This is a genomic window from Amycolatopsis sp. lyj-108, from assembly GCF_046549005.1.
Taxonomy (GTDB): domain Bacteria; phylum Actinomycetota; class Actinomycetes; order Mycobacteriales; family Pseudonocardiaceae; genus Amycolatopsis.
Map to the genome: position 1 here is coordinate 176567 of NZ_JAJPWQ010000009.1, position 16514 is coordinate 193080.

General features: G+C 68.2%; 16 protein-coding genes. 7 read left to right on the top strand and 9 right to left on the bottom strand.

Annotated features, from left to right (window positions below):
• The 7 genes from ACLJO0_RS29760 to ACLJO0_RS29790 are packed head-to-tail and all read right to left on the bottom strand — an operon-like array spanning position 1 to position 5898.
• Positions 1–522: a 3-hydroxyanthranilate 3,4-dioxygenase gene (locus tag ACLJO0_RS29760; protein ID WP_396566540.1), complete on the bottom strand. Its 522-nt coding sequence runs from the start codon at positions 520–522 to the stop codon at positions 1–3.
• Entirely contained in the window at positions 519–947 is a 429-nt protein-coding gene (locus tag ACLJO0_RS29765; protein WP_410581995.1) for a RidA family protein, read from the bottom strand. Before ACLJO0_RS29765 ends, ACLJO0_RS29760 begins: the two co-directional genes overlap by 4 nt.
• Positions 944–1711 (bottom strand): 2-keto-4-pentenoate hydratase, encoded by a 768-nt coding sequence (locus tag ACLJO0_RS29770; RefSeq protein ID WP_410581997.1) that lies wholly within the window; start codon positions 1709–1711, stop codon positions 944–946. Before ACLJO0_RS29770 ends, ACLJO0_RS29765 begins: the two co-directional genes overlap by 4 nt.
• Positions 1708–2715, bottom strand: a complete 1008-nt coding sequence (dmpG, locus tag ACLJO0_RS29775; protein WP_410581999.1) for a 4-hydroxy-2-oxovalerate aldolase — start codon at positions 2713–2715, stop codon at positions 1708–1710. The genes ACLJO0_RS29770 and dmpG overlap by 4 nt, the downstream gene beginning before the upstream one ends.
• Positions 2712–3644, bottom strand: coding sequence for an acetaldehyde dehydrogenase (acetylating) (locus ACLJO0_RS29780; RefSeq protein WP_410582001.1), 933 nt, complete (start codon positions 3642–3644; stop codon positions 2712–2714). Before ACLJO0_RS29780 ends, dmpG begins: the two co-directional genes overlap by 4 nt.
• A complete protein-coding gene (locus ACLJO0_RS29785) occupies positions 3641–4432 on the bottom strand; it encodes a 2-keto-4-pentenoate hydratase (RefSeq protein ID WP_410582002.1) in 792 nt (263 codons plus the stop codon). The genes ACLJO0_RS29780 and ACLJO0_RS29785 overlap by 4 nt, the downstream gene beginning before the upstream one ends.
• Entirely contained in the window at positions 4429–5898 is a 1470-nt protein-coding gene (locus ACLJO0_RS29790) for a 2-hydroxymuconic semialdehyde dehydrogenase (RefSeq protein WP_410582004.1), read from the bottom strand. The genes ACLJO0_RS29785 and ACLJO0_RS29790 overlap by 4 nt, the downstream gene beginning before the upstream one ends.
• Positions 5899–6608: 710 nt before the next feature.
• Here ACLJO0_RS29790 and ACLJO0_RS29795 point away from each other — a divergent pair.
• From ACLJO0_RS29795 to ACLJO0_RS29810, 4 genes are all read left to right on the top strand, one after another.
• Positions 6609–7955, top strand: coding sequence for an MFS transporter (locus ACLJO0_RS29795; RefSeq protein ID WP_410582006.1), 1347 nt, complete (start codon positions 6609–6611; stop codon positions 7953–7955).
• Positions 7956–7965: 10 nt separating this feature from the next.
• Positions 7966–8688, top strand: coding sequence for a dienelactone hydrolase family protein (locus ACLJO0_RS29800; RefSeq protein ID WP_410582008.1), 723 nt, complete (start codon positions 7966–7968; stop codon positions 8686–8688).
• Positions 8689–8830: 142 nt separating this feature from the next.
• Positions 8831–9073, top strand: coding sequence for a hypothetical protein (locus ACLJO0_RS29805; RefSeq protein ID WP_410582009.1), 243 nt, complete (start codon positions 8831–8833; stop codon positions 9071–9073).
• Positions 9074–9826: 753 nt separating this feature from the next.
• Entirely contained in the window at positions 9827–11503 is a 1677-nt protein-coding gene (locus tag ACLJO0_RS29810; RefSeq protein ID WP_410582010.1) for a hypothetical protein, read from the top strand.
• 15 nt (positions 11504–11518) lie between these two features.
• On the opposite strand, the gene ACLJO0_RS29815 is transcribed toward ACLJO0_RS29810, so the two are convergent.
• Positions 11519–12232, bottom strand: a complete 714-nt coding sequence (locus ACLJO0_RS29815; RefSeq protein ID WP_410582012.1) for a GntR family transcriptional regulator — start codon at positions 12230–12232, stop codon at positions 11519–11521.
• A gap of 100 nt (positions 12233–12332) precedes the next feature.
• Between ACLJO0_RS29815 and ACLJO0_RS29820 the strand changes: the two genes are divergently transcribed.
• The 3 genes from ACLJO0_RS29820 (at position 12333) to ACLJO0_RS29830 (ending at position 14775) form a co-directional block, all read left to right on the top strand.
• The gene (locus ACLJO0_RS29820) at positions 12333–13487 is read left to right on the top strand and encodes an NAD(P)/FAD-dependent oxidoreductase (protein ID WP_410582013.1); all 1155 of its coding nucleotides are present in this window, start codon (positions 12333–12335) and stop codon (positions 13485–13487) included.
• A gap of 365 nt (positions 13488–13852) precedes the next feature.
• Complete coding sequence (locus ACLJO0_RS29825) at positions 13853–14200, top strand: DUF4396 domain-containing protein (protein WP_410582015.1); 348 nt, start codon at positions 13853–13855, stop codon at positions 14198–14200.
• Between the two features lie 239 nt (positions 14201–14439).
• Positions 14440–14775 (top strand): hypothetical protein, encoded by a 336-nt coding sequence (locus tag ACLJO0_RS29830; protein ID WP_410582017.1) that lies wholly within the window; start codon positions 14440–14442, stop codon positions 14773–14775.
• Between the two features lie 194 nt (positions 14776–14969).
• Here ACLJO0_RS29830 and ACLJO0_RS29835 read toward each other — a convergent pair whose 3' ends face one another.
• The gene (locus tag ACLJO0_RS29835; protein WP_410582018.1) at positions 14970–16499 is read right to left on the bottom strand and encodes a S8 family serine peptidase; all 1530 of its coding nucleotides are present in this window, start codon (positions 16497–16499) and stop codon (positions 14970–14972) included.
• Positions 16500–16514 lie beyond the last annotated feature (15 nt).

Below are 16514 nucleotides of genomic sequence, written 5' to 3' on the forward strand. Positions count from 1 at the left end.
TCAACCCTTCCCGGGGTGAAGGGCGCCGCAGCCACCGCAGGTGCGGGCCTTCTCGTCGCCGTAGAACGCGGTGAAGACCGGCGGCAGATCCTCGACGATGTCGCGCACCTGGAGTTCGACTTCGTGCACCAGCGCGGCGCATTCGAGGCAGTACCACTGGAACTTCTCCAGCGTGCCCTCCTCACGGACGCGTTCGATGACCAGGCCGATCGAGTCGGCTTCCGGGCGCTGCGGCGAGTGCGGGATATCGCCCGGCAGCAACCAGGTGTCGCCTTCGGAGATACGGACGGTCTTCTGGCCCTCGTCGGTCATGATGTTCACGTGCATGTTGCCCTTGAGCTGGTAGAACCATTCCTCATAGGGGTCGACGTGGAAGTCGGTGCGCTGGTTCGGCCCGCCGACGATCTGCACGATGAAATCGTTGCCGAGCGCCATGGTCCGGTTGTTCACCGGCGGCTTGAGCAGATGCTCGTGCTCGGCGATCCAGGCCTGGAAATTGACGACGTCGGGAATGCGGGTCATCGCGGGACCTCCGTGTCTTTCGGTAGATGAGCGATTGCCTGGATTTCGATCAGCAGATGCGGATGCGGCAGCTGGTGCACGGCGACCGTGGTGCGGGCAGGGCCCGTTTCGTCGAAGTACTCGCCGTAGATCTCGTTGTAGCCGCCGAAATCGTTCATCGAAACCAGGAAGGTGGTGATCTGGGTGATGTCGGCGAGGTCGGCGCCGACCTCGTGCAGGATGCCGCGGATGTTCTCGATCACCGCGCGGGTCTGCGCCCGGATGTCCAGGTTCGTGGTGCCGAGTTCGTCCACCTCGACGCCGTCGAACGTGTTGTCCGGGCGTCGAGAGCTCGTCCCGGACACGAAGATCAGGTCTCCCGCGACCTTCACATGCGGGAACCGGCCCCTCGGCTTGGCCAGCCCGGAAATCACTCGCCCGCTCATGCCAGCCCCCGCATCGAAACCCGGCCGAGTCCGGCGATGTCCGCCTCCGCGACGCCGGGCGCGAACGGCACCGCTTCGGTCGCCGCTCCCGCCAGCACCACCTGCCCGGCCCGCAACGGGATGTCCCGTTTCCGGCACAGCTCGACCAGCGCGTGCAGCGCGCGCACCGGATCGCCGAGGATGGCCGCCGTCGAGCCGGTCACCTCGCGGTCCCCGGACCGCAGCCGCACCGCCCGGTTCGCCACCTCGCCGAACGCGCGCCACGGTCCGAGCACGAACCCGGCGGCCGAGGTGTTGTCCGCGACCACATCGGTGTGGGTGAACCGGAAATCCCGGTACCGGGAGTCGATGATCTCGATCGCCGGTGCCATCGCGTCCACAGCGGACTCCACGTCGAACGCGGGGTCGGCGAGGTCGACGTCGCGGGCCAGCCGGTACGCGACCTCCGGCTCCACCTTCGGATGAATGAAGCCCGCCAGCGAGACCTCGCCGCCGTCGGCGACCCGCATCGCGTCGGTGAGCCTGCCGGCGATCACTTCGGACACGCCCATCTGCGCCATCTTCGCCTTGCTGGTCAGTCCCAGCTTGACCCCGAGCACCCGCTCGCCACGACTCTCCCGGCGGGCCACGAGCGCGGCCTGGATCGCGTACGCGTCGGCGATGTCGAACTCGTGATCGTCGGCGAGACTCGGGGTGTCCACACGCGACGTCTGCGCGGTGTCCAGCCGGTCGGCGAGCGCCGAGATCTCCGCGGTGGCCATCATGTGCTGCTCCGTACCAGGTCGAGTGCGATGTCCACGATCATGTCCTCCTGCCCGCCGACCAGCTTCCGCCTGCCGACCTCGGTGAGAATCCGCCGGGTGTCCAGTCCGTAGCGGGCGGCCGCGCGCTCGGCGTGCAGCAGGAAGCTCGAGTACACCCCGGCGTAACCGAGGGTCAGCGTCTCGCGGTCCACCTGCACCGGCCGCTCCCGCAGCGGGCGGATCAGGTCGTCCGCCGCGTCCTGCAACGCGAACAGGTCCGCGCCGTGCTCCCAGCCGAGCAGGTCGGCGACGGCGACGAACGGCTCTGCCGGGCAGTTGCCCGCCCCCGCGCCCTGCCCGGCCAGCGCGACGTCCACCCGATACGCGCCGTGCTCGACAGCGGTCACGCTGTTCGCCACCGAAAGGGAAAGGTTTTCGTGCGCGTGGATGCCGATCTCGGTGTGCTCGCCGAGCACCTGCCGGTACGCGTCGATCCGCTCGGCGACCCCGTTCATCGTCAACCGCCCACCGGAATCGGTGACGTACACACAATGCGCGCCGTAGGACTCCATCAGCCTGGCCTGTTCGGCGAGCGCGGCCGGCGGGGAAAGATGGCTCATCATCAGGAATCCGGACACGTCCATGCCCTGCTCGCGAGCCCAGGCGATGTGCTGCGCGGCCACGTCGGCCTCGGTGCAGTGAGTGGCGATCCGGACGCTGCGCACCCCGAGGTCGTGGGCGCGGCGCAGCTGTCCGATGGTGCCGATGCCGGGCAGCAGCAACGTGGTCAGCGTGGCGTTCTCGATCACCTCCGCGGCCGCGGTGATCCACTCCTCATCGGTGTGCGCGCCGAATCCGTACGTCGCGCTGGACCCGCCGATCCCGTCGCCGTGCGCGACCTCGATCGCCGCCACGCCCGCCTTGTCCACAGCGGACACGATCCGCCGGACCTGGTCCACTGTGTACGCGTGCCCCATCGCGTGCATACCGTCGCGCAAGGTCACGTCCTGGAGGTAGACCTTCATCCGAGCCACCCCCTCAGTTCGGCGATCCGCTCGGCCGTGCGCAGCGCCGCCGAGGTCATGATGTCGAGATTTCCCGCGTAGTCCGGCAGATAGTGGGCCGCGCCCAGCACTTCGAGGAACACCGAGACCTTGAGCCCGGAGATCTCCCTGCCGAGCTCGGGCACCCATTGCCGGGACACCGGGTCGAACTGCACTTCCTGTTTCAGTGTGTAGCCGGGCACGTACTCGCGCACCCGCTCGGCCATCAGCCGGACAGACGCCGCGATCTTCTCCCGGTCCGGCTCCCCCTCGACCAGGCAGTACACCGTGTCCCGCATGACGATCGGCGGGTCGGCCGGGTTCAGCACGATGATCGCCTTGCCCATCGCGGCGCCGCCGACCTCGCGGATCGCGGCCGCGGTGGTCTCGGTGAACTCGTCGATGTTCGCCCTGGTTCCCGGCCCTGCCGAGCGGGACGAGATCGACGCGACGATCTCCGCGTACGCGACCGGCGCGACCGAGGACACCGCGGCCACGATCGGGATCGTGGCCTGTCCGCCGCAGGTCACCATGTTCACGTTCGGCGCGGCGAGGTGCTCGTCCAGGTTCACCGGCGGCACCACGAACGGGCCGAGCGCGGCCGGGGTCAGGTCGATCATCAGCTTGCCGTGTGCCTCGGCCACCTCCGCGTGCCGCCGGTGCGCGCCTGCCGAGGTCGCGTCGAAGAGCACCCGCACGTCGGCGAACTCCGGCAGTGCGGCGAGGCCGTCGATACCGCCGTGGGTGGTGGCCACCTTGAGCCTGGCGGCCCTGGCCAGCCCGTCCGAGGCCGGATCGATACCCGCCATCGCGGCCATCCGCAGCGACTTCGACAACCGCAGCACCTTGATCATCAGATCGGTGCCGATGTTGCCGGAGCCGATGACGGCGACCGGAACCGTTGCTGTCACTGAGTCTCCTCCTCGATCACCGCGTCGACCTCCCCGAGTCCGTCGAGCCGCAGCCGGAACCGGCCCGCTCCCGTGACCGGCACCATCGGGCCGAGCGCCCCGGACATCACCACGTCACCCGCGCGCAACGGCTGCTCGCGGGCGGCCAGCTCGCGAGCCAGCCACGCGACCGCGACCACCGGCGAGCCGAGGCAGGCATGACCCGCGCCGAACGACACCGCTTCCCCGTCCAGCTCCAAGGTCATCCCGGTCGCGGCGAGATCCCGGCCGGTCAACGAGAACGGAGTGCACCCCAGCACCACCGCGCCACTGGACGCGTTGTCCGCCACCGTGTCCACGATGGACAGATCCCAGGCGTCGATCCGGGAGTCCACGATCTCGATCGCGGGCAGTACGAACTCCGTCGCCCGCAGCACGTCCGCGACCGAAGCGCCCGGCACGTCCAGATCGCGGCCGAGTACGAACGCGATCTCGCCCTCGGCACGGGGTTGCAGGAACCGCCGATACGGAACGGGTTCGGTGTGCGCGCACAGCATGTCGTCGAAGAGCACGCCGAAGTCCGGCTGGTACACGCCGAACTGCCGCTGCACCGAAGGCGCGGTCAGCCCGATCTTCGCCCCGGCGACCCTGGCGCCCGCCGCGACCCGCTCGTCACGCAGTCTGCGCTGCACCGCATAGGCCGCGTCGACATCTTGCGCGCCAAGGAGTTCGCGCACCGGCGGGCACGGGGTCGCGGTGCTCGCCGCGGTCGCGAGCCGGGCGGCGGCCGCCTCGATCGGCGCGGTCACAGCCGCACGCACACATTCGTCGGCTCGGTGTAGAAGTGCAGCGAAGACGCGCCACCCTCCCGGCCGATCCCGGAAAGCCCCATCCCGCCGAACGGCGAGCGCAGGTCGCGCAGGAACCAGGTGTTCACCCAGGACATGCCGACGTGCATGGCCTGCGCGACCCGGTGTCCCCGGCGCAGGTCCTGGGTCCACACCGAGGACGCGAGCCCGTATTCGGTGTCGTTGGCCAACGCGATCGCCTCGTCCTCGGTGTCGAACGGGATCAGCGCGGCCACCGGGCCGAAGATCTCCTCCCGTACCGGCCGGTCCTTGTTGGTCAGGCCGGTCCACACGGTCGGCTCCAGCCACGAGCCGCCGTCGAGTTCCGGGCCGAGCTCGGGAATCCCGCCGCCGGTCAGGGTCTTGGCGCCGGCCTCCTCGGCGAGCGCGAGGTAGTCCAGCACCTTGCGCCGGTGCTCCGGCGAGATCAGCGGGCCGGTGGTGGTCCGCTCCGCCGACGGGTCGCCGAGCCGCAACCCACGCGCCCGCTCCACCAGCCCGGCGGCCACGTCATCGAACACCGAACGCTGCACGTACACCCGCTCGGTGCACAGGCACACCTGCCCGGTGTTCGCGAACACCGACCGGGTCAGCCCGGCGAGCGTCTCGTCGAGATCGGCGTCCTCGAACACGATGGCGGCGTTCTTCCCGCCGAGTTCGAACGACACCGGCCGGACGCGTGGCGCGACCGTGCGCATCACCTGGGTTCCCGTGGCGGATGAGCCGGTGAACGTCACCCCGTCGATGCCGGGGTGCTCGGTCAGGTACTGCCCCGCCGAGTCGCCGCCGAACCCGTGCACCACGTTGTAGGCACCAGCGGGCAAGCCGACTTCGGCCAGCACCTCGGCGAGCAGGGTCGCGGTGGAGGGGGTCTGATCACTCGGCTTGACGACGACCGCGTTGCCGCAGCCGAGCGCGGGCGCGACCTTCCAGGTCAGCAACAGCAGCGGCAGGTTCCACGGCACGATCACCGCGACCACGCCGAGCGGCTTGCGCACCGCGTAGTTCAGCGCCTGCGCACCACCGGGCAGATCGGTGACGAACGATTCCTGGCCGGCGGCCGCGATCACGTCGGCGAACGTGCGGAAGTTCGCCACCGCGCGGGCCACGTCCAGCTCGCGGGCCTGGGTGACCGGCTTTCCGGTGTCCGCGACCTCGGCCGCGACGAACTCCTCGAACCGGGCCTCGATCCGGTCGGCAGCCCGGCGCAGCAACGCGGTCCGCTCCCGCACCGGCGTGTCCGCCCAGCCGTTGTGCAACGCCGCGCGCGCACCGGTGACCGCGCGGTGCACCAGCTCCCGGTCGGCCTCGTGCACCCTGGCGAACTCCGCGCCGGTCGCCGGATCGACCGCCGGGAACCCCGGCCCGTCCGGCTCGGCGAACTCACCGTCCACGAAGTTGCGGATCCACCGCACTGACTGCGTCATGCCGTTCACTCTGACCGGCCGCGCCATGCGGAACAAATGCGTATCTGCTCGTTAGGTATACCTGAAAAGGCATACCGGAGTGGATCTCCTGGCGTCGGTTCACGGGCCACAAGGGGGGACTCGCGTGATCAGACGGACGACACGATTCCGGCTGCAGGTTGGCCCCGGTGGGCACAGGCGCCGGCACCGAGCCCACCGAACGCCTCGTGAGTGGCGTTTTGGGTTGTTGAGGGGTAACGCAAAGGTGTTCGCTCGCGGGCCGTGGGGCGACCGTGTCGCGAAAGCCACTTTCGCGACCCCAGGCGTCGCGAAAGTGGCTTTCGCGACACATCTCGACCATGGGTCTCAGCCACAGCGGCCGCGCGCGAAAGCCCCCTCCTCACTACCGCACGCCGGACACCCGACTGCGGCATCCAAACACGCGAGTCACGGCTTAGCTCCGCCCCGGGACGAACGGACTCGCACCGGCCCCCACCCCACGACCGCGACACATTTGACTCACCCCTCAATAGAACCCCGAATCGCCACTCACGACGGTCCAGCGAGCGTGTCGCGGGACCGGCTCGCGTCGCCACCTCCCGAGCTATACCAATTTGGGCATAGCAGACCGGGAATTCGGCATTTGTGGCCTATGCCTCACGGTGTCAGGCTTCTGCCCAATCGCCGGCAGCCGCGCTCGGCTGTCGCCCGAGTCGATTGGGTTTTCGCAGATGAACGCACCCGCGCCCCGCAGAATCGCCGCCGCCACGCTCGCCGGGACCACCCTTGAGTGGTACGACTTCTTCCTCTACGGCACCGCGTCCGCGCTGATCTTCAACAAGCAGTTCTTCCCCTCGCTGAGCCCCACGGTCGGCACCCTTGCCGCGTTCAGCACCTTCGCCGTCGGCTTCATCGCCCGCCCGCTCGGCGGTCTGGTGTTCGGCCACTTCGGCGACCGGATCGGCCGCAAGTCCACGCTGGTGGTCTCGCTGATGCTGATGGGCATCGGCTCGACGTTGATCGGGTTGATCCCGAACTACCAGGCGATCGGCATCTGGGCGCCGATCCTGCTGGTCGCGATGCGGATCGTGCAGGGCATCGGGCTCGGCGGCGAAGGCGCGGGAGCGACCCTGATGTCGATGGAACACGCGCCGGCCGATCAACGGAACCGGTACGCCGGGTTCCCGCAGATGGGCACCCCGGCCGGGCTGGTGCTGGCGAATCTGCTGTTCCTCGGCAGCAGCGCGGTGATGCCCGTGAGCGCGTTCGCCGCGTGGGGCTGGCGGATCCCGTTCCTCCTGAGCTTCGTGCTGGTCGCGATCGGCCTGATGATCCGGCTGCGGATCACCGAATCACCGTCCTTCACCCACGCAGCCAAGAACGACAAGGTGGTCCGGTTCCCGCTCGGCGCGGCGCTCAAGGTCGGCTTCGGCAGGCTCGCGCTGACGCTGCTGGTCGGCGTCGCGAACTCGGCGGTCGCCTACGTGTTCATGGTCTTCACCCTGTCCTATGGAACCCAGAACCTGCACTACGACCGGCAGTTCCTGATCCTGTCGGTGACCGGATCGGCCGTGCTGTGGTTCGCCACCATCCCGATCTGGACGCGCATCGCCGACCGTCACGGCAGGCGCACCATGTTCGTCGCCGGGTCGGCCGCGCTCCTGCTGTGGTGCCTTGCCTTCTTCCCGTTGCTGAACACCGGCAACACCGGGTTCGCGATGCTCGCACTGGCCGGTATGGGCCTGGTCGTCCCGATCACCCACTGCGTGCAGGGCGCGATCATCGCGGACACCTTCCCGGTCAACGTCCGGTTCTCCGGTATGTCGCTGCTGCTGCAGGGTGGCGCGATCCTCGGCGGCGGGCTCGCTCCGATGATCGCCACCGCGGTGCTCAACGCCACCGGCTCGACCACCGGCATCACCTGGTACCTGGCCGCGATCTGCGGCGTCAGCATGATCAGCGCGATGGCCTTGTTCCGGCTGATCCCGTCCCGCACCCCTGAATCCACAATGGACGGACATCGCGACGCGGTTCCGCTGTCCGTGAACACCCGCCCGTCCGGGCTCGACGATCATTAGAGTCCGTTTCATGCCGGTCACCACACGCACGGTCGAATACCCCGCCGACGGACTCACGATGATCGGGCACCTCGCGCTCCCGGCCGGTGCCGGCCGCCGGCCCGCGGTCCTGATCGGGCCCGAGGGGCCGGGGCTGAACGATTTCCAACGTCGCCGGGCCGACGCTCTCGCCGAATTGGGGTACGTGGCGCTGGCCTTCGACATCAACGGCGGGCGCTGGTTCGACGATCCCGACGAGATGCTGGCGTACGTGATGCCCCTGCTCGACGACCACGGCCGGATGCGGGAGATCGGCCACGCGGCCCTCGACGTGCTGCGCGCCGAGCAGCGGACCGATCCGGACCGGATCGCCGCCATCGGCTACGGCACCGGAGGCGCGATCGCGCTGGAACTCGGGCGGGACGGCGTCGACCTGCGTGCGATCGCGACGGTGAACGCGCTGACCACGGGCAGGCCGGGCGAAGCGGCGCACATCCGCTGCCCGGTCTGGGCCGGGGTCGGCTCGGAAGACCCGATCATGCCGCCCGCGCAACGGGAGGCGTTCACCGCCGAAATGCAGGAGGCGGGCGTCGACTGGCGGCTCGTGGTCTACGGCGGCGCCCTGCATGCCTTCCACCACCCCACGGTCGACCACGCGGTGCTTCCCGGCGTCGGCTACCACGCGCGCCACGCGCAGCGGGCCTGGCACGACGTCGTCGGCCTGCTCGCCGAATGCCTGCCCGTGCCAGAGTGATCCGTCTTCGCCTTACCGCTCAAGCCATCCGCGGGCGAACTGCCGAGCCGAGGGGTGGGCGAAGACCAGCGCGGCGGTGTCTCGCTCCTCCGGATGACGGGTCGCCGGCGCCGGGGCCGGGGCCGAACTGCGGATCAACAGCGTGCTGCACGTCAATTCCCGGCTGGAACCCGGCGCCGTGCTCCCCATCGGCTGGATCGCCGCCGGGAATCCGGCCACGCTGTTCTCGCCGGATCGGCACGACGAACTATGGGAACTACAGCGCACCTTGGACTTGCCGGGCACGGTGTACGGCGTCCCGAGAGAAACCACGATGCGCGAGATCATGTCCCGGCAGACCCGGTTCTACGGCGCGCACAAAGACGACAGGACACTCGGAGACTGACCGAAACGCTCACCGGTCTGTGAAGGCCTCCTTGCCTACCTGAAGGTCAGGGTCCCGGTAAAGTCGCATAACTGCTGGTGAAGATTCGGGTTCTGGTGGCGGAGGGGGCTCGTCACAGTGGCCTGACACCTTCTCGACTGTCCACAAGGGACACTTTCCAGGTAGCTGTGCCCGATTCGGGCGTTTGTGAAGGGGTCGCGAATGGCAATGATCGTTCTAACGAGCTTCCCCTTGGGTACCTACTGCGTGACCTGTGGCGCTTCTTGCGTGATGCCGGGTTGAAGTACATGAAGGACCCCTTCCTGTACCTAGGCGCAAGGAAGGGGTCCTTCATGTACTCGGGTTCTGCGTGCGAAGGCCCCCTTCCCCACTCTTCAGCGCTTCCACCGGCCCGGCGTCGAACTCCTATGTCGTGACTGGAGTCCTTTGGGTAGCTGGGGAGGGGACCCCCAAGCAGTCAAGATCATCTTGCTGGTGGTGTTCGTCGTCTGGCGCGCGCCGACCCGGACGGCGATCAGCCTGGCCGGCGTTTCCACCTCGACACCACGTTCGCCCAGACACGCGCGGGTGGCCTCGATCTCCTCAGGCGTGGGTTCGCCTCGTTTGGTTCCCGTACCCTGTCCCTCTCGTCCGCGTACGGGATGTACGCGTGGCACCGACCCGTGGTTGCCTCAGCGGGAATCCCCATTCACCACGTGGTCGTCCGGCGCTGCGTTAGGCTCGACGAAATCGGGGAGATGAAGGGGGACGACCGTGGTCGACTATCTCGGGCCTGGTCACACCGCTCGGCTGACCGCCGCCATGAACACTTTCCACAAGGCTCTCACCAAGCGCTGGCGGGAAGACGCCGCGACGGCGATCGAGGTGCAGAGTGACCTGACGCAGGGAATCCTTCGCTGCTACGCGCCCGGGCCGAACGAGCATTGGGACTACAGGTCGCCCTCCGCGCGAGCGCATATCGACTACGGCACGTGCTCCTACCTCGATTGGGTGGAAGACGGGCAGCAGGGTGAACTCAGCGCGGTGACCTGCGAGGGCAAAACCGGTCACCTCGTCGTGCTCGGTGACCGGAATCCGCCCAAGGACGAGCCGATCGTCTGCGGCGTCGGTTCCATTCTCGCTCAGGTGGAGACCTGGGCATGGGACGAGCGGACCACCCTTTTCACCAAGCTGCCGATGTTCGACGCCCACAATCTGAGCCTCCTCGAAGCCGCCCACAACGACTTCCTCAGCCTCGGCAAGGGTTTGGGCTTGGAAGCGGAGGAAGGCTCCCCCGTCAGCAACCTCGGCAAGGCCGACGGTCGCGAACTGGGAAGCAATGTCGAGGCGCTTTGGAGCGAGCGCACGCATTACACCGACTGGTGGGCGAGCTGGACCGGTCTGTCCGCCAACCGGGCGAAAGACGGATTCTTCGCCTCCGTCGGGCCGACACTGCAAAATCAGTCCGGTATCACCGGCGCGCTGGCCAACTTGTATTCCTTGCGCGCCGCGATCGTGGAAATGGCGCGTAACGACGCGCTGTTCGCGATCCAACAGGCCACCAAGGCACTCGGCGAGACCGAGACGATCACCACCGATCTGGCGAGCACCTGGAAGGTGGTGGCCGGAGCAGGCGCGGTCCTGGGTGTCGCGGGCATCTGGTTCCCGCCGGCAGGCGGTGTCGGCGCCGTGGTGGGGCTGGTCGGTTTCCTCGGCGAGAACCTGCTGAAACCCGGCGAACGGGAAGGGTACGCGCACGGCGTGCGGGAGGTCGTGTTCCGGCTCGGCGGCGATATCGACGAACTCAACAACGAATTGACCGTCTTGGAGAGTGACTACACCGCGAAGGTCGGCGAGTTGCGGTCGCGGATCAGCCAGATCAAAAGCTTCAACCTCGAATTGTACGATCTCAGCCTGAACACGGCGACCGGCGACCCGAAGACACACGGCGGCCATTTCACCGTCGACATCAGCACTGTGCTGGAAATGGCGAAGTGCTGTTATGACACGGCCGAGCTCTATGAGCCGCTGATGCGGATCATCAAGCACACCAAGGTGGCCGACAAGCATCTCGCGGACGAGGACGGGAAACAGACCTGGGCGGATATCGAGCTGGCCGATATCCGGGACGCGCTGGAAGGCTTCCTGAGCACCACCTGCGCCCGCTACGCACTGGCGGGAGACAACACCGTGGCCGCCGCCAAGGCCTACGGGAAGACCGACCGGGCCGCGAAGGAGGCGTCGGACAGGATCCTGGCCGACTGGGAGCGCGTGGGGAAGCAGGGCAATCCCGTCCCGCACCGTCCGGCACCCGGTTCCGGTGCCGACACCGCCCGGACGGACCGGGACGAGATCGAGCCGACGACACTGCCACCCTGGTTGCACCCTGGGGAGAACCCCACCCGGAACGACGAGGGTGACTACGAGACCGAGCGGCAGCCGACCGGCTGATCGCTCTCCGCCGCGTCACGGCGCGGGAGGCGGCAACTCCACGAAGAACTGCGCGGAACCAGGGCGGACCACGGTGACGACGGCCTCGATCACGGTCCCGTCTTCCGTCCGGGTTTCCCGGCGGCGTTGCATGGCTGGCACACCGGCCTCGCTCTCGAGCAGCTCGGCCTCACGCGCGCCGAGCACGACCGGTTCGAGGTAGACCCGGAGCGGGCCCAGCGGAATCTTCTTCGCGGCGAAATAGCGCAGGCTCACGAAGTCGGCGAGGTCCTCGTCGAGCAGGTTCGGCGCGACCGAGAAGAGGATCGCGTGCCGTTCGAGAGTGCGCGGCCGCTCCTGGAGGTCGAGCTTGACGCGCACCAGCTCGACGACCGCGGAATCCGGGTCCGCGCCGGGGATCTCGACGACCGCGTCGCCTGCCCGCACGATCCGTTGGGACACCACTTCGTGCCTGCCGGGTACGCCCTTCTCGGCCGCGCCCGGGGCGGCGAAGTTCAGCAGGTTGATCTGTTGCCGGACGTCGGCGACGAACGTTCCGTGCCGTCGCCTTCGCACGACCAGCCCGGCATTGGCCAACTCGTTGAGCGCTCGCTGCGCCGTGGCCCTGCTGACCCCGTACTGGCTTTGCAGTTCCGCTTCGGTGGGCAACCGCGCGCCGGGCGGGAGGTCGCCACGCTGGATCTTCTCCTCCAGCTCACGCCGGATCTTCAGATGCAACAGCGTGGCCATGATCGAACCATACAAATCGCGATTCGATCGGTCAATCGGACCATTGACCGGTTGATTCGTGTTTTGTACGGTCATTTGCAGGCTCGGGAGGAGAGAGCGAATGAAGATCATCGTTGTCGGCGCCGGAATCGTCGGCGTGAGCATGGCACGTGCACTCGCCGTCGCCGGGGCGGACGTGGTGCTGCTGGACCGATGGGGCCCCGGACGCGGGACGACCGCCACGACGTTCGCGTGGACCAATGCGAACCGCAAACCCGATCCCGCCTATCAACGGCTCAACGTCGCCGGAATGGAAGAACACGAGAAGCTCGCCAAGGAACTCGGTGGCACGCCGGCGTACTTCCGCGGTGGCGGCCTGCACTGCGCGGACGCGCGCGGCGAATCGTGGCTGACCGAGAACGTCGAGCGGCTGCGGTCGCGGGACTACCCCGCACAGTGGGTCGATCGCGACGAAGCCCGGCGGATCGCCGGCGACGTGCGGATTCCGGAGACCACCACGGCGATCGCGCACTTCCCCAGCGAGGGTTACGTACTCCCGGAACACCTCCTCGCCGCGATACTCGACGATGCCCGCAGACACGGCGCGACGCTGACGATCGGGGAGGTCGTGGCTGTCGGCGACGGGCCGGAGGGCGCGTCCGTCACGCTCGCCGACGGAACGGTCCTCGGCGCCGACCGGGTCGTGGTCGCCACCGGCCGGTGGACCGACGGGCTCGCCGCGCGCAGCGGCTTCGACATCCCCATGGTGACCGACGCCCGTCGCGGCTCCCCGATCGTCGGCCTGCTCGGGTACGTACGCTCCCCCGCGATCGACCTCCGCTGCGTCCTGCACACCCCGGACCTCAACCTCCGCCCCGATGCGGACGGCGCCACCGTGGTGCAGGCGCTCGACCTGAGCTCCTCCGTCGACCCCGCGGACGGCGAAGTCGACGGTGATATCAGCGCCGCCGTCGCCGCGCGGTTCACGGCCCTGACCGGTCGTCCGTCCCCGGAAATCGACTTCCGGGTGGCGATCCGGTCCATGCCCGCCGACGGGCACACCATCGCCGGATACCCGCCGGAGACCTCGCGGATCTACTTTCTCGTCACCCACAGCGGGATCACGCTCGCCCCGATCCTCGCCCGGCTGGCCGCGGCGGAGATCGTCACCGACACCGCGCAGGACGCCCTCGCCGCCTTCCGCCCGGCCCGGTTCGCGGGAGTGCCGCGCTCGGAGCCCGCGGTCAAGCGGCCCACTCGCCTCGGTGAGCAGTGAATCCTTTGCACGACAAGGTCACATCTGGACTCGTACCCCCTACCCGTATACTGTTCCTGGCGATCGACCGACAGCATCAGGAGGAGCCGTGCAGCGTCTTCGTTCGCTCGCCCCGGCGGACGCGCCTGCCAAGTCGGCCGAGTTGCTCGACGAGATCATCGGACGGCGCGGCTCGACGGGCCCGATGGTGACCGCGACGGCCCACTCCCCCGCGCTCCTTCAGGGCTACCTCGACTTCTCGAGGGCCATGAAGCGGGTCAAGCCTCGACGCGCACACCCAGGCCGCGCTGAAGGCCGGGCTCAGCGAGACCGACATCTCCCTGGCCAGGCAAGGCACGTCGACCGATCGGCGTGAGGCGGCGTTGATGGCGTATGCCGTGCGGGTCCTCGCCGAACCGTCTTCGCTCGGCGACGAGGACATCGCCGAGTTGCGAGAGCACGGCTGGAGCGATCAGATCATCGCCGACACGGTGGGACTGGTGTCGCTCAACCTGCTCACTGGTTCCTTCAATCTCGTCGCAGGACTCGAACCCGGCTGCGCCATCGGCGAGGTGCTCGGCATGGTGATCGGCACCGCACTGGGCTGGGGCAACGTCGCGACCATCGTACTCGCCGTCGCGCTGGCGTTCGTCTTCCTGCTCACCACCCCGGTCAACAAGTGGCTCATCGGCCGCGGCTCCGGACACGCGGTCGTGCACGCCTACCACCACTGAGAAAAGTCCACAATGGAATCACGTACCACGGCGGTGACGGCTGCCCGCTCCACGCGATCTCCATCGGATCAGGGCCGCCCCTTGTGCTTCCGCACGAGGCGGCCCTGACCATCACAGCCTCATCCCGCTGGCCGAACGGCTGGCGGACCGCCACACGATCGTTCTCCCCGACGTGCGCGGATACGGCCGATCGGTATGCGCCGACCCGGCCCGGCACACCTGGACCCAGTACTCCGACGATGTCGCGGCACTTCTCGACCACCTCGGCGAACAGCGGCAGGGTTCGCGCCGCCATCCTGATCAGCGTCGAAGACATCGAAGACGACGAAGCGAAACAAGCCGAGATCGCGTTCATGGACGCGTTCGCCGAACGTGTCCGGACCGGCGGTATCGAAGCGGCGTGGGCGCCGGTTCTGCCCGAGCTCGCTCCCGTCATCGGCGCGCTCGTGCGTGACGCCATCCCGCGAGCATCGCCGCCGCCATCGGCCACGACCGCTCGTAGCATTACCCCAAGGGGCATGCAAAGGAGCTTCTTGTATCCACTTAGGACGCCGGGCACGCGGAGAGCCTGCTGACCGGTCACGCCGGTCCGTGAAGGCCTCCTTCCCTACCCTGAGGGTAAGGAAGGCGCCCCTCACTACCTTCCGATGATGTGCTGGGCCCAGCCCAAGGCACCACTCACGACTGACCGGTCACACTGCGAAAGCCGGCCACACGCGACGAAGTGGGGCCGGCATCGAGACCGACCCCACCTCTCACCCCACCCTGGTCAGAACGTGAGGGTGAATCCGTCGATCGAACCGGTGTCGAACCTGTAGACGTCCTGGGCGCTCAGCTTCCAGGTCCCGTTGGCGTTCTCGCCGGAGGCGTCGACCGTGTAGGTCTCGTGCACTCCCGAAGCACTGCCTGTGCCGCCCGAGTTCTTGAGGCGGTAGGTCTTGCCGCTGGGCCCGATCAGGTCCAGCGCCAGGTCGGCGGTGTAGGTGTGGCTGATGTCCACCTTGACCGGCAACGCCGAGGACGCCCTCCCGTCGCACCCTTCCTGGGTGATCGAGCTCGTCACCGCGGCGCCGGCGTCCGGAATCGCCACCGGGGTGGTGTTCGACTTCGTGCCGCACGTCGGCGCCGGGCCGCCGCCACCGATGAACGACACGTTCAGCAGTTTGTTCAGCGAGCCACTGCCGGGGTTCTTGACGACACCGTCGGACGCGTTGTTGACCAACGCGTCACGCACCTGCTTCGGCGTCGCCGACGGGTTGGCCGCCAGGTAGAGCGCGGCCGCGCCGACGACGTGCGGCGTCGCCATGGAGGTGCCGTTCATGACCGCGGACCCGCCGTTGCTCGGGCTCAGCGACGTGATGTTGGAGCCTGGCGCGAAGATGTCCGTGCACGAGCCGTAGTTCGAGAACGACGACCGGTTGTCGCTGGAGTCCGTGGCGTTCACCGTGATGGCTTCGGGAACCCTGGCGGGGCTGGTGTTGCAGGCGTCGGTCGAGGCGTTGCCCGACGCGACGCCGTAGACGACGCCCGACGCGATCGACTTCTTGAGCGCGTCGTCACCCACACCGGGCGCGTCCATCGTGAGGCTCATGTTCGCCACGGCCGGCTTCTTCGCGTTGGCCGTCACCCAGTCGACGGCGTCGATGATGCCCGAGTCGGGCCCGGAGTTGTTGCAGCCCAGCACCTTCAGCCCGACGATCTTGACCTTCTTGGCGACACCGTAGGTCTTGCTGCCGATGGTGCCTGCCGTGTGGCTGCCGTGTCCGTTGCAGTCCTTGCCGTCACCGCCCATGAAATCCTTGCCGAGACTGGCCCGGCCTTCGTACTCCGGGTTGTCGGGGTTGATGCCGCTGTCGAGGTCGTACGCGGTGACACCCTCACCGCTGTTGTTGTAGGTGTACTTCTTGTCCAGCGGCAGGGCCTTCTGGTCGACGCGGTCCAGACCCCACGTCGGGTTGGCCTGCGTGTCGGTGCCGCGAGCCGTGCCGTCCTGGTAGACGGCCTTGACCGACGGGTCCGCCGCCAGCCGCCGAGCCTGCTGCTCGGTCATCTTCTTGACCGAGAAGCCGTTCAGCGCCGCGGACCAGGTGGACCGCACCTCGCCGCCGAAGCGTTCGGTCAGCGAGACCGACGCGGCCTGCGCGGTCGCGAGGCCGTCCTTCAGTACCACGATGTACTGGTCGCCGTAGTGCTGTTTCGCCTGCACCACGACACCTTCGGCTTCCGCCGCGACGGCGTTTCCGATGCTCAGCGCCAGTAAGGGGGTCAACGCGCCCAGGGTCAGCAGTAATTTACGCATGGATTGCCACCTCGT